The sequence below is a fragment of the Acetobacter sicerae genome (assembly GCF_011516765.1).
Lineage (GTDB): Bacteria > Pseudomonadota > Alphaproteobacteria > Acetobacterales > Acetobacteraceae > Acetobacter > Acetobacter sicerae.
In genome coordinates, this window is sequence record NZ_JAAABN010000009.1 from 101,038 (window position 1) to 122,294 (window position 21,257).

A 21,257-nucleotide genomic window follows, 5' to 3' on the forward strand; every position below is an offset into this window, starting at 1 on the left:
TCGTTGGCCAGACGCTCGACAGTCAGAGGTCGCGCCCGGTCTTCTTCCCGGACGGCGGCGGCGGAAGCTCTGAGTGCAGAGATTGCGGATGACAACGATGCGACCATAGCGGGCCTGATAACGCCGCAGGACCGGGAGAACTGGGAAAAATGGGCGTGTGAGCAGGCCCAGAATTCGTTCGACCGGGGTGAAGCCTGCTGGAAGGCCGGCGATACGGTAGGCGCGCTCGGATGGCTGGAACGTGCCCACCGGATGGCGTCCGACAGTCCGAATGTGATGCTTCTTCTCGCCGTGGTCCGACAGGCCTGCGGCAATGGGACGGGAGCGATCACTCTTCTTGAGGCTTTGACTGCTCGCCATGACGTGGCGCGGCTCTGGTGCATGCTCGCCGCCGCCTGCTTCAGACAGGGGCAGGCGGAAGCGGCGGTCGGTGCGTTGAAAAAAGCGCTCTCGCATCATGTCTGCACAGAAGACATGGGGATTCTGGCGGACCGGATCATGGCGGCGGCAGGCTGTCCCGGCTGGTGCGGGCTGGACGATCAGGGCACCATCAGGGTGGGGGGGGACATAAGTCGCCTGCTTGCGGCCAGTGATGGCCATCGCCCGGCCCGTCGTAAAAAACAGCCCGCTCCGGTGTCCGACCGGCTGACTGTCCTTGCCGACGGAGAAATCTGCCCGGTTCTACGGGATGAAACCGGCCTGCTGTATCCGGACATGCTGGATGATTTCTGGAACACGGATCGTCTGGACGTTCTGTGGGATGGCCATTCGCTACCGGGCAGCCCGCTTTGTCCTTCCGTGGCCATGCGGGTCGAAGGACTGGTTGAAGCGACGGCAGAGGGCGTTGTCGGATGGGTGTGGCATCCGGCCAACCCGGATCGGGCGCCTTCCCTGCGCGTTATTGAGGTCGTCACAGACCGCGAGCTCATGAGCTTTACGGCGGAGGATTTCTCACCGGACGCCAGCTCCGATATTCCGTTGTCCCGGTTCCGACAGATCGCCCTGTCAGGCGAGGATCTACCTTCTGGTCCGATTCGAATCGTCGATGAGACTGGGCGTGATCTGACAGGCAGTCCGCTTGAGGCGGGACATGCGCGTCCAGTTTCCAGAGGCAAAAAACAGGCTTCTCGCAAGACGCTCCGTTCAACCGGTGCTGCGTCGACGCCTGCCACGACAGAATCCAGGAGCGCCAGTCGCTCCAGCGCCGCCGTGCTGATCGTCATTCCGGTCTACCGGGATGTGCCAGGCACAAAGGCCTGTCTTGAAAGCGTGCTGGCGTCGCTGCCTGCCGCAACCCGCACCAGCCCCCGAATTCTGGTCATCAATGATGCGTCGCCGGAGCCGGATATGGTGGCCATGCTGCGTGGTTTTGCGAAAGACACACGCGTCACCGTGAAGGAGAATCCGGTCAATCGGGGCTTTGTCGCCACAGCCAATCTCGGTCTGGAGGCGGCTCTTTCCGGTCAGGCCCGCGCCCGTGATGTCGTGCTGCTGAACAGTGACACGCTTGTCGCCAGCGACTGGCTTGAGGAATTGCGAGCCGTTGCCTGGAGTGCGCCGGATATCGGTACGGTCACGCCGCTGTCGAACGACGCAACCATTCTGTCCTATCCGAATGTGGTCGAGACAAACCCGACACCCACGCCTGACCAGACCGCCATCCTGATGAAACTCGCCCGGTCCGCCAACAAGGGCGTGGCCGTCGATATTCCGACAGGGCACGGGTTCTGCCTCTATATCCGTCACGATTGTCTGGAGCAGACAGGTCTGCTGCGTGCCGATCTGTTCGCTCAGGGCTATGGCGAGGAAAACGATTTCTGCCTGCGCGCCTCTCAGGCCGGATGGCGGAATGTCGCCGCTCCCGGAGCATATGTTGCGCATGTGGGATCAGTTTCGTTCGGAGCCACCCGTACCGGCCTGCTCCGGCGCAATCTTGCCCTGCTCAACCGGCTTTATCCCGATTACAACGCACTGATCGCCGGGCACGTGGCTGCCGATCCGCTGTTCGAGGCGCGACGGAAAATCGATCTCCTGCGCTGGCGTCGGGCGGCGCGTCTGTATTCCCGTGAAACCGCCTCCGGTGAGACACCGCCTGTGGTGCTGATGGTGACGCATGATTATGGCGGGGGCGTCGAACGGGTCGTGCGTCAGCGGGTAGCCGCGCTGAAAGCAGGTGGGGTTCGGCCAGTTCTGATTCGTCCGGTCAAGGGAGGCTGTCGAATCGAGGGAGGACCGAACGGGAACGATCTTCTTTCTGCTTCTTTTCCGAATCTGCGTTTCAGCCTGCCGGCGGAATGGTCGCGCCTGCTCCGCCTGCTGACGGCGGACCCTGTCGATCATATCGAATGGCATCACGCCAGCGGCCATCACATGGCCATGCGGGAAATCGCCTCCGTGCTTGGCGTTCCCTATGATGTGTATGTGCATGACTACATCTGGTTCTGCCCCCGTATCTCCCTTGTAGGCAGGACTCGCCGCTACTGCGGGGAGCCGGATGACGCCGCCTGCGAGGACTGCGTGGCGACTCTGGGCCGCAGTGTTGATGATGACATGCCGGTTGCCCAGTATGTCGCGCGGTCGGCGCGTGAGCTGGAGGCGGCGCGCTCGGTGATCGTCCCGTCCGACGATACGGCGCAACGGATGAGACGGCATTTTCCCGCGCTTGCCCCGATTATTGCTCCTCTTGAAGATGACCGTCCTGATCTGACACTGGCGCGATACAGTCGGCTTTTTTCGTCATCGTCTTTTCATGAATCCGTCATGGGTCTGCCGCGTACCCCCGGACGCTTCCGGGTCTGCGTGGTTGGGGCCATCGGGAAGGAAAAAGGTTATGACGTTCTGCTGGCTGCCGCTCGGGAAGCCCGTGAGCAGGGGCGCCCCATAGAATACGTGATTGTCGGCCATACGCCTGACGATGCGTCCCTCATGGAAACCGGACATGTCTATGTCACAGGATTTTATCAGGAAGAGGAAGCGACTGCGCTGATTCGGGCGCAGCAGCCGGATTATGGATTTATTCCGTCGGTATGGCCCGAAACATGGTGCTTCGCGCTGGGCGTGACATGGCAGGCGGGTCTGAATGCGGCCGCTTTCGATCTGGGAGCTGTTGCAGACCGGATACGGACAACAGGGAGAGGCCACATCCTGCCGCTTGGTATATCGGCAGAGCAGCTTAACGTGATATTGATATCTCTCTGTCAGCACTCAGGCGAAAGGTCATCGTGAAGAGTTATATTCAAACACAGATCAATTGCCGCCTTCTCTGCTTGCTTTAGTAAGGCAGAATATCCCCGGAATAGCTGAAATCTTATTCAGAACAACCTACGGAACGAATTTATGTCCCAGAGTGGCCAGTCCCAGAATCAGAATCGTGTCGTCGACCTGAAAGTGTCAGGGCACCTGATGACACTTGATCAGGGATTATTCTGCGTTTTCCATGTGCCGTCCCAGGAGCCGCCCAGCCCGCGCGGCCTGCCCGGCGTCCGCCTCACACAGCCGCCGCTTGTGAATGGCGCTGTCACAATCTCGACCTTTGACGATACAGGTTGGCTTGGCGGTCAGAATAACGCTGCGCTCATCCGCGTCACGCAGGGGCCGGCGCAGGTTCTGGTGACGATCTATCAGGAAGCTGGCAGTCCGCACGAAGCGCCGCGTCTTCAGGTTGTTCGACTCAGCGATGCGGCGGGTGCTCCCGTCGCCGCCGCATACAGCGCGGCTGCTCCGCAGCAGGGTCAGGGCGCGGTCGCCAATATTCCTTCTCCGGCGCCGACGGGTGTCGCTGCGGCGCGGGGGCAGCAGTTCGAGGTCGGTGCGCACATCCAGCGCCGGGGTGATGTTGGGGCCATGCTTGGCGAATGGATGGGCAAGCCAGGCAGCCGCTACTGGATCGAGGGTTTCGGTATCTCTCCCAGCAAGCTGATTGCGGCCGAAGACATCGAATATCAGGCTGTTCTTGGTAAAGGCTGGCTTTCTCCCTGGACGGAAGGTGGCAAATACTGTGGCAGCCGCGGCATGGCGCTGCCGATTCTTGGCCTGCGCGTGAGGCTGAAGGGTGATGCTGCGGAGGAGTATCTCTGCGAGCTTGAGGCTTCCTTCACGGATGGCACGGAAATTGGTCCGGTCGGTGAAGATGAGACGGCTGAATCTGACAGCCTGGCTCCTCTGGAAGCCTTCCGGGTTACGATCATCCCCCGTGATCCGGCGATGGCTGCGGCCCTGCGTGAAGCTGAAGAACTGGAAGATGTGCTTGAGGAAGACCTCGCTCTTCTTGAAGAGGAAGAAGAGGATGTTGCTCCGGTCAGGAAGCCGGCGAAGCGCGGACGGCCTGCCGCCAGAGCATCCGCAAAACCGGCGGTGAAAGCTGCTGCGCCAGCCAGGGTTTCTTCGGCAAAAACCCCCAAGACACAGCCGAAAACAACAAAAGCTTCGGCAAGATCGGCAAAAACTTCAACACAGCGCAAGCCGGGCCGCCGCTGACGCCGCCTGCATGTGAGGAGTGGGATTTCTGCTCCTCACATGCACCAGTCCTGTTTCCGTTATGAGGTCAGTTTTTGATTTGAGGACCTCTGTCAGCAAATTCCAGTCGTGTCGGCCAATATCAGGAACGGATCGCCGACCCTTCTTGCAAATGGATATCTGTCTTGAAATTTCTTTTTATTCACCAGAATTTTCCCGGACAGTTCCTGCATATTGTCCGTCATCTGATCCGATCAGGCGCGCATGAAGTCGTTTTCATCAGCGAGAACAACGAGAATGTCATTTCGGGAGTGCGCCGCGTCATTTATCGGAAACCGGCCTCTCCGCCGGACGCAACCCACCCCGGCGCCCGTGAATTCGCCATGGCTCTCAGCCGGGCTGACGCTGTTGCGCAGGCCGCTTCAACACTGAAAGATCTCGGTTTCATTCCCGATATCATCATCGGCCACCATGGTTGGGGTGAACTTCTCAATCTTCATGATATTTTCCCGACATCTCCAATTCTCGGCTATTTCGAGTTTTTCTATCATTCCGATGGATTTGATGTCGGATTCGATCCTGAATTTCCCACAGTGCCAGACATGCTGCCACGCATCAGAGCCAAGAATGCCGTCAATCTGGTGGCGCTGAACAATCCCGGCTGGGGTCAGACTCCGACGCTGTTCCAGCGCAGCACCTATCCGTCCTGGGCGCTCGACAAGATTTCCGTACTGCGCGAAGGCGTCGATCTCGATCTGTGCAGTCCTGACCCAAAAGCAGCCCGGCACACGCTGCACATCAAGGATGTGACGATTTCCCCCAAGGATCGTCTGGTGACTTATGTCGCCCGGGATCTGGAGCCCTATCGTGGTTTCCATGTGTTCATGCGTTCGCTGCCGCGTATTCTGAAGGAATGTCCAAAGGCCCGCATTGTCATGGTCGGCGGTGATGGTGTCAGTTACGGTGCCCGACTGGCGCGTTCGACCTGGCGGCAACACATGCTTTCCGAACTTCAGGGACAGATTGACCTTGATCGCGTCCATTTTGTCGGCAAGGTGACTTACGATGAATTCCGCGCGCTTCTGAAGCGGTCTGACGCGCATGTCTATCTGACCTATCCGTTTGTGGCGTCATGGTCCTTGCGGGAAGCCATGGCGATGGGCTGTGCGATTGTGGGAAGTGACACGGACCCGGTCCGCGAATTCATTGAGGATGGGCGGACTGGTCTGCTTGCGCCATTCCTTGAGCCTCAGAAGATTGCTGATGCTGTCCTTACGCTGCTGGAGAATGGCAAACAGGCGAAGATTTTACGGGAAGCCGTCCGTGCTCAGGCTGAGACCACGCTTTGCCTTAACGATTATCTCATGCGTTATGAGGATCTGATTGAGCAGGTCAGTGGACTTTCACCCTCTGCCGATACTGCGCCATCTCCCCGTAAGCGTGGTTCACGCAAACCGGCCCAACAGAGCGCAGCAGCTGCGAGGAAATCCAGATCAGGCACGATTGCGGGGAAGACGGCCTCATCAGCGAAATCCCGCTCAAAGACGTTATTGCCTACCTGAGACGGCATCTGTCACGCCTGCTCTGTAAAGATGCGTTTATTATGTATCTATACTTGGTCAATACAGAGGTCTGGGGTTTTATGCCGAATTCTGCAATGGGACACGGCCTCTTTGATCCCGGCCTGTTAAAATAAATGGGCAAGGGGCTGCCTGATCCTTTGCTGGTGCAGGCCGTGTGCTCAGAAACGTATGATGCAATTCGCTGCATCTGATTTTCCGGCAGAAAATGCTTTGCAGGCAGGGTGTTCCCCTGAAGGTCGCCGGAGGTTGTTCGGTCAGGCCAATCCTTGGGGTGGGTCAGATAAAAGCCCAGAAAAAAGCCGGAGAGAAACTCCCCGGCCTGGTGAGATGGTCAGACCAGTCCCTTGACCCAGTCTTTCAGCTGGCTCTTGGGGAGCGCGCCGACTTTCGTTTCCACCGGCTTGCCATCCTTGAACAGGATCAGGGTCGGGATGCCGCGGACACCAAACGTGTTTGGCGTGAGAGGGTTCTCGTCAATGTTGACCTTGGCCACCTTCAGCTGACCTTTGAACTCCGCTCCGATTTCATCCAGTGCCGGTGCAATCATCTTGCAGGGACCGCACCACTCTGCCCAGAAATCGACCAGAACCGGCCCGGAAGCCTTCAGAACATCGGTCTCGAAAGTGGTGTCGCTGACCGCAACGGTGTTTTCGCTCATGTACGTCGTCCTTGGTAATAGGTGTGTCTGAACAGTTGGGGGGAGTTGGCGTCAGGTCAAGTCCCTTCTTCCTGAAGCTTGGGTGGTTCCGCCGGGTGTTCTCTGCTGGAATGACTGTTTCACGGGGGCTTTGCTGCGAAGCCCATCATGGGACCTGTTCCTGTGGTCTCTTCGGACTTGAACGAAAAGGAAAGGATCGAAAGGCCGTCTGGTGACATGGTGCCAAGGTCTGGAAGAACGATGCCAATTAAAACACCGGGGCTACGCCTTCCCCTCACACGAGCTGCATAAACAGCTCACTGACAAGAGTGCCCCACGTTAGGGAGAGTCATGGCAATACCGCAAGCACTCACATTGCGACGTGGACGGTTCAGCGCTCGGGAATATCACCCGTTTCACGCGGCGTGGAACTGCGCTGCTCAGCTTCGTCAGCCAATTCCTTGATGTAGCTTAAAAGAGAGGCTGTGCGTGTCAGCGTAAAGCCGAGGGCTGCGATTGTCCGGATGGTTTCCGGAGAGAGGCCAGCTTCCTGCTGTAGAAGTCTTTCATCCTCATCACTCAGGTCGGCCATTGGAATCTCGTCTGGATGCAGTGGTGCGCTGCATTCAAAACGGGAAGAGTGAATGTATGGTGAAAGCTCTCGCGGAAATCCGGGCACAAAAAAACCGGCTTCCCTGAGAAAGCCGGTTTGTCTCGCGTAGAGGCGGGGCTCGATTAGAAGCCTTCGCGCTCAATACGCTTGCGCTCCATCTTGCGGGCGCGACGCACAGCTTCCGCTGCTTCACGAGCGCGACGCTCTGAAGGCTTCTCATAGTGGCGGCGGAGCTTCATTTCACGGAAAAGCCCTTCACGCTGCATCTTCTTCTTGAGTGCCTTAAGAGCCTGATCGACATTGTTGTCGCGAACGAGAACCTGCACTGGCTGGTCGTCTCCCGAAAGAACCTGCTGACCTCGGTCATGCTGGGTTCATGAGTTTCTATAGGGTGAGCGCGACTCCGCACGGAAGCCTCGCCTCTGAGTTGGCCGCGTCCTTAACACACGCCCGCAGGAAAAGACAAACGAATCCGTGGACCATCGCCCGGAAAGAACGACGTTTCTGTCACATCGCAATGCGGCGTATCCTGCCGGACGGTTCTGGAGAGGGTGAGCATGACATTACTGAAGATCGCACGGATGGGACATCCGGTCCTGCTGAAGCCGGCCGAACTGGTGGAGAACGTGGCCGATCCGGTCGTGCAGACCCTGATTGACGACATGATCGAGACCATGCGCGACGCCGGTGGCGTCGGCCTTGCCGCTCCCCAAGTGCATGTTTCGAAAAGAATTTTCGTTTATTACGTGCCGCCCACCCGTCTGGAGGAGGGAGAACAGTCGCCGGAAGGAATACAGGTGCTGGTCAACCCGGTGATTGAGCCGATCGACGAAGACATCCGTCTGAGAATGGAAGGGTGCCTGTCCATTCCGGGTCTGCGTGGCTGGGTTCCCCGGTATGCGCGGGTTCGATATCAGGGACTCGACCGGACAGGTGCGCCCGTTTCCGGGATCGCACAGGGATTCCACGCAAATGTGATCCAGCACGAGGGGGATCATCTGGATGGCGTTCTTTACCCCATGCGGATGACAGACCTCGGTCTGATGGGCTTTGATACGGAAGCTAGCCGGTTTCTGACGCCGGACATTATTTTGGGACGCAGTGAGCAATGAGTGGCAGGGATAGAATTCTTCAGTTTGCAGCAGGTGCGGGCTACGGGCTGCTTCAGGGAATGACGCCGCCATCCATTGAGCATTCTGTGGAACGGGATCAGGCATTGAAAGCGCTGGCCGCAGTCGCTGGCGAAAAGGGCTGGACGCTGACCGTCCTGAAGGAAGTGGCGGGACCGGACGCCGATCTCCTGTTCCCCGGCGGTCGCACCGAGCTGCTTGAGGCCTGGGCCGATCTGGTTGACCGGGAAATGACCGAGCGTGTGCTGCTGGCCATTGATGAGGGCGAGTGTCCCCGTCTCAGTCAGAAAGTCCGCAGGGCTGTTCTGGAGCGACTGGACATTCTGGAGCCTTATCGTGCTGCGGAGCGCCGTGCTGCGACAGTGCTGCTTTCACCCTGCGCGGGGAGAACATCGGCCCGTATCCTGTCGCGCACAGTGAACGCCATCTGGGATGCCTCGGAAGACATGTCGGGCGGTGTGACATGGGCTACGAAAAGAATCAGTCTCACCGGCATTTATGTTCCGACGTTTCTGGCATGGCTGGGGGGCGCGGATCGCGGCAGGGTGGAGCAGATCCTTGATGCCGGACTGGCCCGCACACGGCGTCTGGGTGAGCTGAAACAGCGTCTGTTCCGACCAAAGGGTCTGCGCACAGCGTGAAACGATTCGTCGAAGCCCGGACCGGCGGCGAGGCCGTCGCAGGCGATGGCGTCCTGTTCCTTCGGGAGCAGCAGATCAGGCTCGCGCAGGAGCTGATGCTGCTGGTCTGGCTCGATATGGGACAGGCGGCTTCACCGGTTCTGACGCAGTTCGGTCTTGGCGTGGCCCAGCACCGCGCCCTGCAAATGTTGGCGTTCCAGCCGGGACTGACGGTTGGGGAGCTACAGGGCGTTCTGGGTGTCACGAAACAGAGTCTGGCACGCACATTGACCGAACTGCAGGAACGCGCCCTCGTCCGGACTGAACAGGGACGACAGGACCGTCGTCAGCGCTTTCTCTTCCTGACCGACGAAGGCGCGGAAATCGAAGCGCAGCTTTTCGCTGTGCAGCGCGAACGCATGGTGGCGGCCTATCGGGAAGCGGGAGGCAATGCCGTGCAGGGTTTCCGGCAGGTCCTGCAGGGAATGCTGTCCGAGGATAGCCGCGCCTTTCTCGCGCGGCGCGAAAGGCAGACCAGAGAAACAGTGAAGGGAGCACGACGGGATGGCCAGTGAGGCGATGCAGAAAGCCGGCAGAGACGACGCTGTTCTGATTTCTGAAGAGGACAACAGCACGACACATGTGCTGGTGGTGGACGATGACGCCCGTCTGAGGCGGCTTCTCCAGCGCTATCTCAAGGAAAACGGCTTCCGGGTCACCGGCGCGGCTTCCGCCGCCGAGGCGCGACAGGCATTGGGCTTCATGCTGCCGGATGCTCTGGTGCTGGATGTCACTATGCCCGGCGAGGACGGGCTGGAGCTGACAAAATCCCTGCGCGGGCAGGGGCTGGACATTCCCATCCTGCTTCTCACGGCCCGTGGTGAGGCGGAGGATCGCATCACCGGTCTTGAGGCCGGAGCGGATGATTATCTGGGCAAGCCGTTCGAGCCGCGCGAACTGCTGCTGCGTCTGAAAGCCCATCTGCGCAAACATGCGCCACCGCCGCCGTCTGATAATCTGCGAATCGTCAGGCTCGGGACGCTCGAATTCGATCCCAACAGAGGCATTCTCTCCGGGCCCGAAGGTGTCGTGCATCTGACGGGTGGCGAGGCGGCCCTGCTGGCGGTTCTGTCCCGCCATCCCAACGAGGTCCTGTCGCGCGAAGACATCGCGAATGCACTGGATATGGCGGAAATCGGGGAGCGTGCCGTTGACGTGCAGGTTACCCGTCTGCGGCGGCGTATCGAGGTGGACCCGCGTGAACCACGTTATCTGCACACGCTTCGCGGCAAGGGTTACATGCTGAAGCCGGGAATCTGACGCCGGTCATGCGCGGATGGCGCACATTCTGGGGTGATGGCCGGCTCGACCGGTCGGTGCGGCGTGTGCTGCCCAATTCCTTTCTGGGCCGCTCCCTGCTGATTGTGCTGATCCCCCTGCTGGTCACGCAGGGAATCGCACTGGAACTGTTCTACGGCAATTATCTGCATGTGATGTCGCGGCGTATGTCCGAAAGCGTGGTTTCCGAAATCAGCCTGTCGCTGGACTTTCTGGAACGCTACCAGACACGCGCCGACCGGGCCTGGGTGACGAAGCAGGTTCGAGCACGCACGCAGCTTTCCGTGGAATGGCATCAGAATGCGAAGCTGACGAAATTCGGTTCGACCCATGTCGTCGGGCCTATGGATGAAGATCTGGTCCGCACGCTTCAGGCCTTCATTTCCTACCCGTTTTTTGTGGACTGGCTGACGGATGAGCGTCACGTCTTTATCCTGATCCAGCTGCCTGACGGAGTGATGAAGATCGACGCGCCGCGCAAGCGGCTGGATGTCGGTCAGATCTGGCTTTTCGTGTTCTGGGCGCTGGGCAGCTCGCTGCTGCTGTTCGCCGTGGCGGCGCTCTTCATGCAGAATCAGGTGCGGGCCGTGAGACGTCTGGCGAGAGCTGCCGAGCAGTTCGGTCTGGGGCGGGATGTCGGGCCCATCAGGCCGGAAGGAGCCCGGGAGGTCCGGAAGGCCGCCGTGGCGTTCAACCGTATGCAGGAGCGGATTTCCCGATTCGTCATGCAGCGCACCGCCGTGCTGGCGGGCGTGTCGCATGATTTGAGAACGCCCCTGACCCGACTCCGGCTTTCTCTCGCCATGTTTCCTCAGTCCGGTGTGGTGGATGCCGGGCTCCTGCGGGATGACGTGCATGACATGATCGGTGATGTCGCCGAAATGGAGCGGCTGATCGAGAGTTATCTCTCCTTTGCCCGAGGGGAAGGCGCCGAAGCCCCGGAGAAGCTGGATGTCGCCGTGCTGCTGGACGATGTTGCGGCCGCCATCGTGCGGGCAGGTGGTCGGGTGCGCGCAGTGACCTGCGAGCCCGGTCTGGTCATCGAGGCGCGTCCGGATGCGATGCGGCGCATGCTGAGCAACATTCTGGAGAATGCCCGTCGTCTCAATGCCGCCATATGGCTTTCAGGACGTCAGGAAGGACGCAGCATTATCATCGAAGTGGACGATGATGGACCGGGTATTCCACCGGAGCGCAGGGAGGAAGTGTTCCGTGCGTTTTCAACCAGCAAAAAGGGCGGCACCGGGCTGGGACTGACGATTGTCCGAGACATCGTGCGGGCGCATGGCGGCGATATCCAGTTGGGAGAAAGCCAGCGGGGCGGCCTGAACGTGCGTATCACCCTGCCGCGCTGAGCGGATGATCGATTTTCGTTCAGCACGACTCACGAAAAAAGTGGGTGATGTTCCGTGCGGAGAATCGTCCGATCCGGATCAGGGCAGGCTGTTGCCCGCGCCGCCATGACCCGGACCATTGCTCATGCCCATGCCGTTGTTGCCGCCACCGAAGGAGCTGTTGTTCATCATGCCCTGCATCGGGTTGTAGCGTCCGACGTTGCCGATGATTTCCTGAAGGATATTGATCTTGGTGCCCGGTGTCGGGGTCTTGTCGCCGACCATGCCCGGATGTTTGGCGTCCTTCGGTCCCAGCGTCCTGAGGGAGCGGAGTGTTCCGGCCTGATCGAAATTCAGGACGACAACCTGCTGCTTCGTGACGTGCGGGAAGTTCGCCGGGGTCGGCGCCGTCATCATCGAGACATAGATCCAGGTATTATCGTCGAAGGTCGCCTTGGAGGTCGGCGAGCCAAGCAGATCAAGCGCATCGGCGCGATTGCTTACGCCCGGTTTGAGCTGGTTGTAATCGTCGGCCTCGATAAGCGAACCGCGCGGCATGGGCGAGTTTTCGATGAATGAACAGCCGGAGAGGACGAACAGCCCCCCCGTCAGACCCAGAGCCATGAGGGCCTGTCTGCGACGACGGCCTGTGGCTGGGCGTGATTCGGTCCGGGAGAAAGGCTGGCGTTTTGACATGACGGTAGTCTGTTCTCTCCACGAATGGACCCAGTAAATATTGTTATCGTTAAAGCACAAGGAACGGGTGTCCGATAGAGTGTTTTCTGCCACACTAAAGGCGCTATCATCGGACTTTGTGTCGGGAAAGGACTGTATAGAGTGACTGCCTCCGGAGTTTCCGAATTTTCCCGCCCCGTTCTTGTGAGAACATTGCGTGGCGCGTCCGCCGACTCTCCCCGGGAAATCTCGGTGACCGCGACCGAAGCCGAATGTGCCCGAATTGCCCGGCGGCTGGGCCTGCCGGACGTGGCGAGCCTGACATGCCGGTATGAACTGTTCACCCGGACAGGACATACAGTGCAGGCGACAGGCTCGATGACCGCACGCCTCAGCCAGCTCTGTGTGCTGACGCTGGAAGTGTTCGAGGATGTGATCGCCGAGCGCTTCGTCATTCGATTCGTGCCGGCGTCCGAGCATGATGGATCGTTCGATGAAAATGGCGAGCTGGATGAGATCGACGATGTTCCCTACGACGGGGATGTGATTGATCTTGGCGAGGCGGCGGTCGAGCAGCTTTCCCTTACGCTTGACCCGTATCCGCGGAAAACGGGCGTGGCGCGGCCTGCCGCTGTTCTGACCGAGGATGATATTTCCTTGCAGGAAGAAGAAGGTGAGGCAGAGGAGCGACCCAATCCCTTCGCCGCGCTGGCCAGGCTGAAACGCGACGATTCCTGAACGTCTGCGTGCCGTGCGTGCCTGTCAGTTTTCGATCGGTCCTTGCGGAACCGTTGCTGGTCTGGTAGAGCCCCGCCCTCAATTGTAGTTATGTCCAGGTTCCGTCTTGTGACGGTTCCGGGATGCCATCATTTCGGAGGGGCTTGGACCCATGGCTGTACCTAAAAGAAAAACGTCTCCTTCCCGCCGTGGTATGCGTCGCAGCCATCAGGCCCTGACGGTCGAAGCCCATGCCGAGTGCGGCAACTGCGGCGAACTGAAGCGCCCACATCACGTCTGCAGCCACTGTGGCCATTATGATGGCCGCGAAGTGATTGCAGCCGGTAAGGCCCTGAAAGTTGCAGTTCGCGCCTGATTGCGGTGTTGGTAACGTGACAGGCGGTATCCCTGATGAGGCAAGGCGCACTTTGTTCATGAAAGCCGGATCGCATTCATGAACGAAGTGGAGCATTCCGCCGCAGACACTGCTCAGAGTCCGGAACCGTTTTCCCTCGCTGTTGATGCGATGGGAGGCGATGGCGGTCCTGAAATGGTTGTTGCGGGTCTCGCTATCGCAGCGGATCGGCATCCGGGAGCCCGGGTGCTGCTTGTTGGTGACGAAAAACGTCTGCGGGCGCTTCTCGCCCGGCATCCGAAGGCCGCCGCCATCTGCACGATCCGGCATGCGTCAGCCGCCGTCAGCATGGACATGAAACCTACGGCTGCGCTGCGGCTGAAGGATTCGTCCCTGCGTGTGGTCATGAATGCTGTGGCTGGCGGCGAAGCGACGGGTGTCGTATCGGCCGGAAACAGCGGCGCGATGCTGGCTCTCGCCAAGATCGTCATCAAGACTCTTCCCGGTATTTCCCGTCCCGCCATGGCGGCCATCAGTCCCAGCATGAAGGGCGATGTCGTCATGCTGGATCTGGGGGCCAATGTGGGATGCGACTGGCGCAACCTTGTCGAGTTCGCCGTCATGGGCGAAGCCTTCGCCAAGGCTGTGCTCGGCCTGCCTGCTCCCACGATCGGCCTGCTGAATGTCGGGGCGGAAGAGCTGAAGGGTGACGAAAAGCTGCGTCAGGCCGCTGACGTGCTGAGGGACAGCCCGCTTGCCGGACAGTTTCACGGCTTTGTCGAGGGGCATGACATCACGGCTGGCACGACAGACATTGTCGTGACGGACGGCTTCACGGGAAACGTGGCGCTGAAAACAGGCGAGGGGACCATGAAAATGGCGTCCGGTCTGTTCCGGCAGGTTTTCACCAGCAGTCTGGCTGGCCGTCTGGCCTATCTTCTGGTGCGCCCGGCGCTGGAGCGCATGAAGGACTGGCTGGATCCACGCCGCTATAATGGCGCGGTTTTTGTCGGTCTGAACGGCGTGGTTGTGAAGTCACATGGTGGTACGGACGCGGAAGGTTTTGCTTCTGCTGTTGATGTGGCGATGGACATGGTCACGCACCATTTCAATGAAGGCATTCGTGCCCGTCTGGGGAACATGTCCTCGCTGACGACCAGTCGGTCTCTTGCCGATGCGGAACGTCAGCCTGTGGCATGACGGCAGGCTCAGTGGTCTGTTCTGATCGTTTTTCAGTGATTTTAACGTGGTTTCTGTGACTGAAGACAACGGGCGAGGGTTATTGTTGCCCCCCGTGTCCTGAAGGTGTGCCGGATGACGATACGTTCCATGCTGGTTGGCGTTGGCAGCTATCTCCCTGAGAAAATTGTTACTAACGACGAGCTCTCCGAGCGTCTCGATACGTCGGATGAATGGATTCGTGGTCGAACCGGCATTGGCCAGCGGCATATCGTCAGCGGCAGTGAAAACGCGGTCTATATGGCGTCCCGGGCGGCCCAGCGTGCGCTGGATTTTGCCTGCATTGATCCCATGGATGTGGGCGCCGTCATTGTGGCGACTTCGACGCCCGATCAGGTGTTTCCGGCGACAGCGGTGCGCGTTCTCGCTGATCTTGGCGTGACGAACGGATTCGGATTCGACATTGCCGCTGCCTGCAGTGGCTTCATCTACGCGCTGTCCACGGCTGATGCCTTCATTCGCGCAGGCAACACGAAATGCGTCGTCGTCATCGGCAGTGAAGTCTATTCCCGTATTCTGGACTGGTCCGATCGTGGGACAGCCGTGCTGTTCGGTGATGGCGCTGGAGCCGTTGTGCTTCAGGCGAGTGACGACCCCGGCGAACGCGGCGTTCTTTCCACACATCTGCACGCCGATGGTGCAACTGGCGACATTCTGTATGTTGACGGCGCTGTTGGACGGCCTGACCACACGGGTCACCTGCGTATGAATGGGCGGGAAGTCTTCCGCCATGCCGTGGCGAAGCTGGCGTCTTCGGTTGATGAAGCGCTCGAGAGCGCCGGTCTCGATGCGTCCGATGTGTCCTGGCTGGTGCCGCATCAGGCCAATATCCGGATCATCGAGGGTGTAGCCCGCAAGCTGAAGATGCCGATGGAAAGAGTGGTGGTGACCGTTGATCGCCATGCCAACACCTCGGCGGCGTCCATTCCGCTGGCGCTGGATGAAGCGATGCGTGATGGACGGATCAAGCGGGGCGATCTGGTGCTCATGGAAGCGCTGGGTGGCGGGCTGACCTGGGGATCGGCGCTGGTCCGGATCTGAGGACGATCGTCCCGCCCGTCAATTCATCTGACGGACGGTTTTTCTCCTGCACGATATAATTGACGGCCCGTATCAGCATGTTACCCTGTAATCATGAGCACGGTAACGCGCGCCAGTCTGGCGGAACACATCTATACGGAAGTCGGCCTGTCCCGGAGTGAGTCCGTGGCGTTGCTGGAAGCCGTCCTTGAAACAATGGCGACTGCGCTTGAATCCGGGGAGTCGGTGAAGATCAGCGGCTTCGGCACTTTCATGGTGCGCCGGAAAGGCCAGCGTAGCGGCCGGAATCCCAAGACCGGAGTCGAGATTCCCATTCTCCCCCGGTCGGTGATCTCCTTCCGCCCCAGCCATATTCTGCGGGCCGCGGTCAACGGTGCGTCTGAATGAGCATCGAAGAAAGTCTGGAGACCGCGCCGGACACGCAGGAAACCGACGACGAGATTCGCGGGCGTAAGGGGCCTCTGGCCTTCCGGACCATCAGCGAGGTGGCTGATGAGCTGAAGGTGCCCCAGCATGTGCTCCGCTTCTGGGAAACACGGTTTGAGCAGGTTCGCCCCCTGAAGCGGGGTGGTGGACGTCGTTATTACCGGCCGGAAGATGTCGATCTGCTCCGGCGGATCGCGACGCTGCTCTACGTCAAGGGCTACACCATTAAAGGTGTCCAGCGCGTCCTTCGCGAAAAGGGACCGGAAGGGCTGGAAGAGGAAGTCAGCGGCAAGACTGCCGATCCTTCCGTGTCTGAAGCGGTTTCAGCGCCGGAAATGTCTCAACCCCAGGACGAAGCGCCACAGACGGAAGTATCTCCATCCATTCCCGTCGTGCAGCCGGAGCCGCAGATTGTCACGGTGACCGTGCGTGACGAGCGTCTGGAGAGCGAGCATGACCGGATGCGGAAAAGTCTCGAAGATATTCTGCACCGTCTGGCTGAGGTAAAAGCCAGCCTGACGGTTGATTGAAACGGCAGATTGCATTCTGCTGACGGGATGCTGTCGAACCTCTCTTGTGGAGGGTCGGCAAGCCTGCTAGAGAGTGGCCGTTCATTACTGACGGGCAGTAGCGCAGCCTGGTAGCGCATCAGTCTGGGGGACTGGGGGTCGTGGGTTCGAATCCCGCCTGCCCGATATTTACCTGTCTGGGTAAATCGTCAGTAAGAAACACTTCCATAAAATATGATGAGATCTGATCATCGGTCATGCCCGCCGGGCATCGGCGTGCAGGGAAGTGTCCCGCCTGTGCAGGCGGCGATGTCAGCCCGCGGATGGCGTGTCTGACTGAAACCTGTAGAAGCCAGCGCGGGTTTTGGGCGCGCCTGGTAGCGATCGCGGTTCTGTGGGTTTTCTCATTTCTGGATCACTGGATGCGCAACGGTGAGCCTCTGAGGGATGCGGGATGCTCTCCGGCAATCCCTTTCGGCAAAGCTGTCAGGCGGTAATACCGCCGGTCTGACCTTGCTCTTCGACCGTCCGGGAGGTAGAAGCCCGCCTTTGATCCCCAGTGTTTCCTTCTTCAGGGATAAGTTATGAAACAGCAGGCAAACCTGATCCGCGCGGGCCAGGTCATTGAGCATGACGGCCGTCGCTGGACGGTTCTCAAGCAGCAGATCATCACGCCAGGCAAGGGCGGCGCGTTCATTCAGGTTGAAATGCGTGACCTGAAGACGGGCAACAAGACCAACGAGCGCTGGCGTACTGCCGACACGGTCGAGCGTCTGATCACCGAGGACAAGGAATACAACTATTCCTACACCGACGGCGAAACGCTGGTTCTCATGGACCCGGAGACGTTCGAGCAGTTCATGATCCCGGTCGAACTGCTGGGTGATCAGGCGCCGTTCCTTCAGGACAATATGGTGCTGAACCTGAACCTCGTCGAAGGCGACCCGGTTGCCGTGACGCTGCCGCCGCAGGTGACGCTCGAGATCATCGAGGCTGACCCGGTTGTCAAAGGCCAGACGGCCAGCTCGTCCTACAAGCCTGCGAAGCTGTCCAATGGCGTCAAGACCATGGTGCCGCCGTTTATCGAGGCGGGAGAGCGCATCGTGGTCCGCACGGATGACGCCAGCTATGTGGAGCGTGCGAAGTCCTGAGGGATTTCGTCCGACACTGACCATCGCCGGGTGCGTTTTCCAATCCCGGCGGTTCCAATTTCCGCTTTCCTACAGGATCAAATGTCGTGGCGATGCGTCTTTCTCCCGTAATGACCGTGATGCAGGCCGCCGCCGAAAAGGCAGCGAAGCGTCTTCTGCGTGACTTCAACGAGGTCGAGCAGCTTCAGGTCAGCATCAAGGGACCGGGTGACTTCGTGTCGCAGGCCGATCTGCGCGCCGAGCGCACGCTGAAGGAAGAGCTGGAGCGGACCCGCCCCGGCTACGCCTTCCTGATGGAAGAGAGCGGCGAATCGGGCGGTGACAACTGGACGTGGCGCTGGGTGGTTGATCCGCTCGACGGCACGACCAACTTCCTGCATGGCATCCCCCACTGGGCGATCTCCATCGGTCTTCAGCGCCGCCTGCCGGACGGTTCCATCGAACTGGTCGCGGCTGTCGTCTACAACCCGGCCGCGGGCGAGATGTTCTGGGCGGAGAAAGGCGTTGGCGCATATCTGAACGACCGGCGCATCCGCGTGTCTGCGCGCCGTGACATGCTGGAATCGCTGTTTGCGACCGGCATTCCTTTCGCCAAGGTGTCCCCGAAGCGTCGCCTGCCGTTCGCGCGCGTCATGGGCACGCTCATGCCGCAGGTGGCGGGTATCCGTCGCTTTGGTGCGGCGGCGCTTGATCTGGCATGGGTCGCGGCGGGCCGTTACGAAGGATACTGGGAATTCGGCATCAAGCCGTGGGACTGTGCTGCTGGCGCTCTGCTGGTGCGTGAAGCGGGTGGTCACTGCACGGACCCGGATGGCAACGACCTCAATGACCTTCCCGATGATGTGCTGATCGTGGCCGGTAATGGGCATATGCACGGCAAGCTGCGGGAAATTGTGGCGGATGGTCTGACCGCCGCCTGATCTTTCGTCTGCCACTTTTCGAGTCGATCCTCGAAGGCGGTTTTCCGTGGTCCCGGGGTATGCAGTGTTCGCCGCAGGATCATCCGGTTCACGTTGTCCTGAGGCCTTTTTGCATGAGCGGTTTGAGAAAGTCTTTTCATAAGCCCGATGGTCGTCGCCTGCTGGTGATGACCGGCATGCTGGCGGTTGCGGGGCTGATGGCGACCGGTGTGGCTGAGACAGCGCACGCGCAGATCACCACGGACACCTCGGCGCTGGGTGCGCTCGGCGGCGCAGCGCCGGAAAAGCCTAAAACCGAAGCGTCTCCGGCAAGGAAACCTGTCCACAGGCAGACGACGCCCGCCCAGAAAACCGGGAAATCTCCAGCAGCGACCAAACCGGAGACGCAGAGCGCGCCTCCCGCCACCACAACGGCCGGGGCGACTCCCTCTGCGGCGAAACCCGCCAAGCCGCCGCCAGCAGCGACGATTCCTACCGCTCCACCGCCGCCGCCTGTGCTGACGCCCCTTGTGATTCCGGTCGAACTGCATCCTTTCCCGATCCCGCCCGATCCTCAGCCGTCAAAAGACGCCAAGGGCGACGTTGTGCCGATCAGCGGTGGGTTGCGGGTGACGTTCGGTGCGGATTCGGACCAGCTCAATCAGGAAACGAAAAACGGTATTCTGGCTTTCGCCAACATGCTGAAAGAGCATCCTGATGTGAGGGCGCTTGTCGATGTGACGGCCAGCGGTGTGCCCAATGATCTGTCCCGTCCGCGTCGTATGTCGCTGAGCCGTGGACTGGTTATCCGGGCTGTGCTGATGAATGCGGGGATTCCGTCAACGCGGATTTATGTCCGTGTGATCGGTCTGCCGAACAAGACAGGGATCGAAACGCCTGCGGACCGGGCTGATATCCGCCGTTCTGATGAAGCCCCTCCGGAAAAATAAGAAGCTCTGTCCGCCCCCGCAAGGAACCAGAGGTCCCTTGTGCCAGACATGCTGGCGACTGGCGGTCTTTAAGGCGGGTTCTTCTGTGTCCGGGCTGATCTCATTCTTCGGGCGTCGCCGCGCCGCTGCCGCCCATTGCCGCGACCAGACTGGAGAGGTGTCCCAACTCCTGTAGTTCCAGACCGGCAGGCGGTTTTGTGCGGGCGGCTCCCCGCGCCACGCGTCTTGGTGAAACAGCCGTGCTGAAACCAAGTTTCTGGGCTTCCCGCAACCGCAGATCAGACTGAGGCACCTGTCGGATTTCGCCGGAAAGACCGATTTCGCCAAAGAAGACCGAGCCCGCGCTGGTCGGCTGGCCTGTCGCGGCGGAGATAATGGCCGCCGCCGCCGCCAGATCGGCTGCGGGCTCTGTGACGCGCAGACCGCCGGCAAAGTTCAGATAGACGTCCATGCCCGAGAGCTTGAGGCCACACCGGGCTTCCAGCACGGCCAGCAACATGGACAGCCGCCCCGTATCCCAGCCGACCACGGCGCGGCGTGGACTGCCGTCCCCCGCCTTGGGAGACAGAAGCGCCTGAACTTCCAGCAGGACCGGACGCGTGCCTTCCAGACCCGCGAACACGGCGGAGCCAGCAATGTTGCCATGCCGCTCGGCCAGAAAGAGCGCGGAAGGATTGGGAACTTCCACAAGGCCGCGGTCGGTCATGGCGAAAACGCCGATTTCATCAGTCGCGCCAAAACGGTTTTTTGCTGCGCGGAGGATACGGAACTGGTGCCCCCGATCGCCTTCGAAATACATCACGGCGTCAACCATGTGTTCCATCACACGCGGACCGGCCAGCCCGCCCTCCTTGGTCACATGACCGACGAGAACGAGCGCGAAGCCGCGCTTTTTCGCAAGGCGGATCAGTTCAAAGGCGCAGGCCCGGACCTGCGCGACGGAGCCCGGCGCGCTTTCGATCGTGTCGAGCCACATGGTCTGGATCGAATCGATGATGACCAGACCGGGCGGTGTGTCTGTTTCAAGGGTGGCGGCAATGTCGGACACATTGATGGAAGCGGCCAGTTCCAGTGTCGGCGCGTGCAGTTCAAGCCGTCTGGCCCGCATCCTGATCTGCTCGACGGCTTCTTCGCCTGAAATATAGATCACTTTCTGACCGGTTGCCGAAAGCCGGCAGGCCGTCTGAAGCAGCAGCGTCGATTTTCCGATGCCGGGATCACCCCCCACCAGAACGACCGAGGCAGGGACAAGTCCGCCGCCAAGCACGCGGTCCAGTTCGGCAATACTGGTTCCGATCCGCGCCGGTGGCTCCGCGCTGCCTTCCAGACCGGAGAAGGTCAGGCGCCGTTTCGACTTGCTGGCGCGGGAAGCAGTCGGTTCGACCGTTTCCTCAACAATGGTGTTCCATTCGTGACAGGCTTCGCACTTTCCGGACCATTTTGGATAAACAGCGCCACAGGACTGGCAGACGAAGCGATGGAGAGGTTGCTTGGCCAAGGAGAGTTACATTCCGAAATGAAGAGAGAGAAACATAAATCGTCACAGTTCTATTTTTAACGTTTTTAACGCAATTCACGGAACCTG

At 60.0% G+C, this 21,257-nt stretch carries 21 protein-coding genes, 1 tRNA gene and 1 pseudogene; 18 read left to right on the forward strand and 5 right to left on the reverse strand.

Annotation, left to right across the window (positions count from 1 at the left end):
• Positions 1 to 3 precede the first annotated feature (3 nt).
• The 3 genes from GVI59_RS11430 to GVI59_RS11440 all read left to right on the forward strand — a co-directional run bounded on the left by GVI59_RS11430 (position 4) and on the right by GVI59_RS11440 (position 6,017).
• Positions 4 to 3,225, forward strand: a complete 3,222-nt coding sequence (locus tag GVI59_RS11430; RefSeq protein WP_173574352.1) for a glycosyltransferase — start codon at positions 4 to 6, stop codon at positions 3,223 to 3,225.
• 111 nt (positions 3,226 to 3,336) lie between these two features.
• Positions 3,337 to 4,476: a hypothetical protein gene (locus tag GVI59_RS11435; RefSeq protein WP_173574353.1), complete on the forward strand. Its 1,140-nt coding sequence runs from the start codon at positions 3,337 to 3,339 to the stop codon at positions 4,474 to 4,476.
• Between the two features lie 164 nt (positions 4,477 to 4,640).
• Entirely contained in the window at positions 4,641 to 6,017 is a 1,377-nt protein-coding gene (locus tag GVI59_RS11440) for a glycosyltransferase family 4 protein (protein WP_173574354.1), read from the forward strand.
• A 352-nt stretch (positions 6,018 to 6,369) separates the two neighbouring features.
• Here the strand turns inward: GVI59_RS11440 and trxA are convergent, their stop codons facing one another.
• The 3 genes from trxA to rpsU all read right to left on the reverse strand — a co-directional run bounded on the left by trxA (position 6,370) and on the right by rpsU (position 7,614).
• Positions 6,370 to 6,696, reverse strand: coding sequence for a thioredoxin TrxA (gene trxA, locus GVI59_RS11445; protein ID WP_173574355.1), 327 nt, complete (start codon positions 6,694 to 6,696; stop codon positions 6,370 to 6,372).
• Between the two features lie 370 nt (positions 6,697 to 7,066).
• Complete coding sequence (locus GVI59_RS11450; protein ID WP_173574356.1) at positions 7,067 to 7,267, reverse strand: hypothetical protein; 201 nt, start codon at positions 7,265 to 7,267, stop codon at positions 7,067 to 7,069.
• Between the two features lie 143 nt (positions 7,268 to 7,410).
• Positions 7,411 to 7,614 carry a 30S ribosomal protein S21 gene (gene rpsU / locus GVI59_RS11455; protein ID WP_010666215.1) on the reverse strand — a complete coding sequence of 68 codons (204 nt, stop codon included), beginning with the start codon at positions 7,612 to 7,614 and terminating at the stop codon, positions 7,411 to 7,413.
• 231 nt (positions 7,615 to 7,845) lie between these two features.
• On the opposite strand from rpsU, the gene def reads away from it, so the two are divergent.
• The 5 genes from def to GVI59_RS11480 are packed head-to-tail and all read left to right on the forward strand — an operon-like array spanning position 7,846 to position 11,731.
• The gene (gene def, locus GVI59_RS11460; RefSeq protein ID WP_173574357.1) at positions 7,846 to 8,400 is read left to right on the forward strand and encodes a peptide deformylase; all 555 of its coding nucleotides are present in this window, start codon (positions 7,846 to 7,848) and stop codon (positions 8,398 to 8,400) included.
• Positions 8,397 to 9,059 (forward strand): ubiquinone biosynthesis protein COQ9, encoded by a 663-nt coding sequence (locus GVI59_RS11465; RefSeq protein WP_173574358.1) that lies wholly within the window; start codon positions 8,397 to 8,399, stop codon positions 9,057 to 9,059. Before def ends, GVI59_RS11465 begins: the two co-directional genes overlap by 4 nt.
• A complete protein-coding gene (locus GVI59_RS11470; RefSeq protein ID WP_173574359.1) occupies positions 9,056 to 9,613 on the forward strand; it encodes a MarR family transcriptional regulator in 558 nt (185 codons plus the stop codon). The genes GVI59_RS11465 and GVI59_RS11470 overlap by 4 nt, the downstream gene beginning before the upstream one ends.
• 4 nt (positions 9,614 to 9,617) lie before the next feature.
• On the forward strand, positions 9,618 to 10,358 hold the full coding sequence (locus GVI59_RS11475; RefSeq protein ID WP_173574399.1) for a response regulator: 741 nt from the start codon (positions 9,618 to 9,620) through the stop codon (positions 10,356 to 10,358).
• A gap of 8 nt (positions 10,359 to 10,366) precedes the next feature.
• Positions 10,367 to 11,731, forward strand: a complete 1,365-nt coding sequence (locus tag GVI59_RS11480; RefSeq protein WP_173574360.1) for a sensor histidine kinase — start codon at positions 10,367 to 10,369, stop codon at positions 11,729 to 11,731.
• A gap of 78 nt (positions 11,732 to 11,809) precedes the next feature.
• Here the strand turns inward: GVI59_RS11480 and GVI59_RS11485 are convergent, their stop codons facing one another.
• The gene (locus GVI59_RS11485; protein ID WP_173574400.1) at positions 11,810 to 12,334 is read right to left on the reverse strand and encodes an outer membrane protein assembly factor BamE; all 525 of its coding nucleotides are present in this window, start codon (positions 12,332 to 12,334) and stop codon (positions 11,810 to 11,812) included.
• Positions 12,335 to 12,547: 213 nt separating this feature from the next.
• On the opposite strand from GVI59_RS11485, the gene GVI59_RS11490 reads away from it, so the two are divergent.
• The 10 genes and pseudogenes from GVI59_RS11490 to GVI59_RS11535 all read left to right on the forward strand — a co-directional run bounded on the left by GVI59_RS11490 (position 12,548) and on the right by GVI59_RS11535 (position 19,672).
• Complete coding sequence (locus GVI59_RS11490; protein ID WP_173574361.1) at positions 12,548 to 13,123, forward strand: YceD family protein; 576 nt, start codon at positions 12,548 to 12,550, stop codon at positions 13,121 to 13,123.
• Between the two features lie 151 nt (positions 13,124 to 13,274).
• Positions 13,275 to 13,478: a 50S ribosomal protein L32 gene (gene rpmF / locus GVI59_RS11495; RefSeq protein ID WP_010666207.1), complete on the forward strand. Its 204-nt coding sequence runs from the start codon at positions 13,275 to 13,277 to the stop codon at positions 13,476 to 13,478.
• Positions 13,479 to 13,556: 78 nt separating this feature from the next.
• Positions 13,557 to 14,657: a phosphate acyltransferase PlsX gene (gene plsX / locus GVI59_RS11500; RefSeq protein ID WP_173574362.1), complete on the forward strand. Its 1,101-nt coding sequence runs from the start codon at positions 13,557 to 13,559 to the stop codon at positions 14,655 to 14,657.
• A 114-nt stretch (positions 14,658 to 14,771) separates the two neighbouring features.
• Complete coding sequence (locus tag GVI59_RS11505; protein ID WP_173574363.1) at positions 14,772 to 15,737, forward strand: beta-ketoacyl-ACP synthase III; 966 nt, start codon at positions 14,772 to 14,774, stop codon at positions 15,735 to 15,737.
• 93 nt (positions 15,738 to 15,830) lie between these two features.
• Positions 15,831 to 16,124: an integration host factor subunit alpha gene (locus tag GVI59_RS11510; RefSeq protein ID WP_099348530.1), complete on the forward strand. Its 294-nt coding sequence runs from the start codon at positions 15,831 to 15,833 to the stop codon at positions 16,122 to 16,124.
• 65 nt (positions 16,125 to 16,189) lie between these two features.
• Positions 16,190 to 16,415, forward strand: a pseudogene (locus GVI59_RS19540) (MerR family transcriptional regulator); the annotation flags it as partial.
• Positions 16,416 to 16,784: 369 nt separating this feature from the next.
• Positions 16,785 to 16,858, forward strand: a tRNA-Pro gene (locus tag GVI59_RS11520).
• Between the two features lie 398 nt (positions 16,859 to 17,256).
• Positions 17,257 to 17,823 (forward strand): elongation factor P, encoded by a 567-nt coding sequence (gene efp / locus GVI59_RS11525; protein WP_010666201.1) that lies wholly within the window; start codon positions 17,257 to 17,259, stop codon positions 17,821 to 17,823.
• 92 nt (positions 17,824 to 17,915) lie between these two features.
• On the forward strand, positions 17,916 to 18,743 hold the full coding sequence (locus tag GVI59_RS11530) for an inositol monophosphatase family protein (protein ID WP_173574401.1): 828 nt from the start codon (positions 17,916 to 17,918) through the stop codon (positions 18,741 to 18,743).
• Positions 18,744 to 18,856: 113 nt separating this feature from the next.
• Positions 18,857 to 19,672, forward strand: a complete 816-nt coding sequence (locus tag GVI59_RS11535) for an OmpA family protein (RefSeq protein ID WP_173574365.1) — start codon at positions 18,857 to 18,859, stop codon at positions 19,670 to 19,672.
• Between the two features lie 100 nt (positions 19,673 to 19,772).
• Here GVI59_RS11535 and radA read toward each other — a convergent pair whose 3' ends face one another.
• Positions 19,773 to 21,170 carry a DNA repair protein RadA gene (gene radA / locus GVI59_RS11540; protein ID WP_173574366.1) on the reverse strand — a complete coding sequence of 466 codons (1,398 nt, stop codon included), beginning with the start codon at positions 21,168 to 21,170 and terminating at the stop codon, positions 19,773 to 19,775.
• Positions 21,171 to 21,257 lie beyond the last annotated feature (87 nt).

Coding starts and splice junctions, on each gene's coding strand:
- GVI59_RS11435 (WP_173574353.1), top strand. CDS start 3,337: ATGTCCCAGAGTGGCCAGTCCCAGAATCAGAATCGTGTCGTCGACCTG.
- trxA (WP_173574355.1), bottom strand. CDS start 6,696: ATGAGCGAAAACACCGTTGCGGTCAGCGACACCACTTTCGAGACCGAT.
- GVI59_RS11450 (WP_173574356.1), bottom strand. CDS start 7,267: ATGGCCGACCTGAGTGATGAGGATGAAAGACTTCTACAGCAGGAAGCT.
- def (WP_173574357.1), top strand. CDS start 7,846: ATGACATTACTGAAGATCGCACGGATGGGACATCCGGTCCTGCTGAAG.
- GVI59_RS11465 (WP_173574358.1), top strand. CDS start 8,397: ATGAGTGGCAGGGATAGAATTCTTCAGTTTGCAGCAGGTGCGGGCTAC.
- GVI59_RS11475 (WP_173574399.1), top strand. CDS start 9,618: ATGCAGAAAGCCGGCAGAGACGACGCTGTTCTGATTTCTGAAGAGGAC.
- GVI59_RS11480 (WP_173574360.1), top strand. CDS start 10,367: ATGCGCGGATGGCGCACATTCTGGGGTGATGGCCGGCTCGACCGGTCG.
- GVI59_RS11485 (WP_173574400.1), bottom strand. CDS start 12,334: ATGGCTCTGGGTCTGACGGGGGGGCTGTTCGTCCTCTCCGGCTGTTCA.
- rpmF (WP_010666207.1), top strand. CDS start 13,275: ATGGCTGTACCTAAAAGAAAAACGTCTCCTTCCCGCCGTGGTATGCGT.
- plsX (WP_173574362.1), top strand. CDS start 13,557: ATGAACGAAGTGGAGCATTCCGCCGCAGACACTGCTCAGAGTCCGGAA.
- GVI59_RS11505 (WP_173574363.1), top strand. CDS start 14,772: ATGACGATACGTTCCATGCTGGTTGGCGTTGGCAGCTATCTCCCTGAG.
- GVI59_RS11510 (WP_099348530.1), top strand. CDS start 15,831: ATGAGCACGGTAACGCGCGCCAGTCTGGCGGAACACATCTATACGGAA.
- efp (WP_010666201.1), top strand. CDS start 17,257: ATGAAACAGCAGGCAAACCTGATCCGCGCGGGCCAGGTCATTGAGCAT.
- GVI59_RS11530 (WP_173574401.1), top strand. CDS start 17,916: ATGCGTCTTTCTCCCGTAATGACCGTGATGCAGGCCGCCGCCGAAAAG.
- GVI59_RS11535 (WP_173574365.1), top strand. CDS start 18,857: ATGAGCGGTTTGAGAAAGTCTTTTCATAAGCCCGATGGTCGTCGCCTG.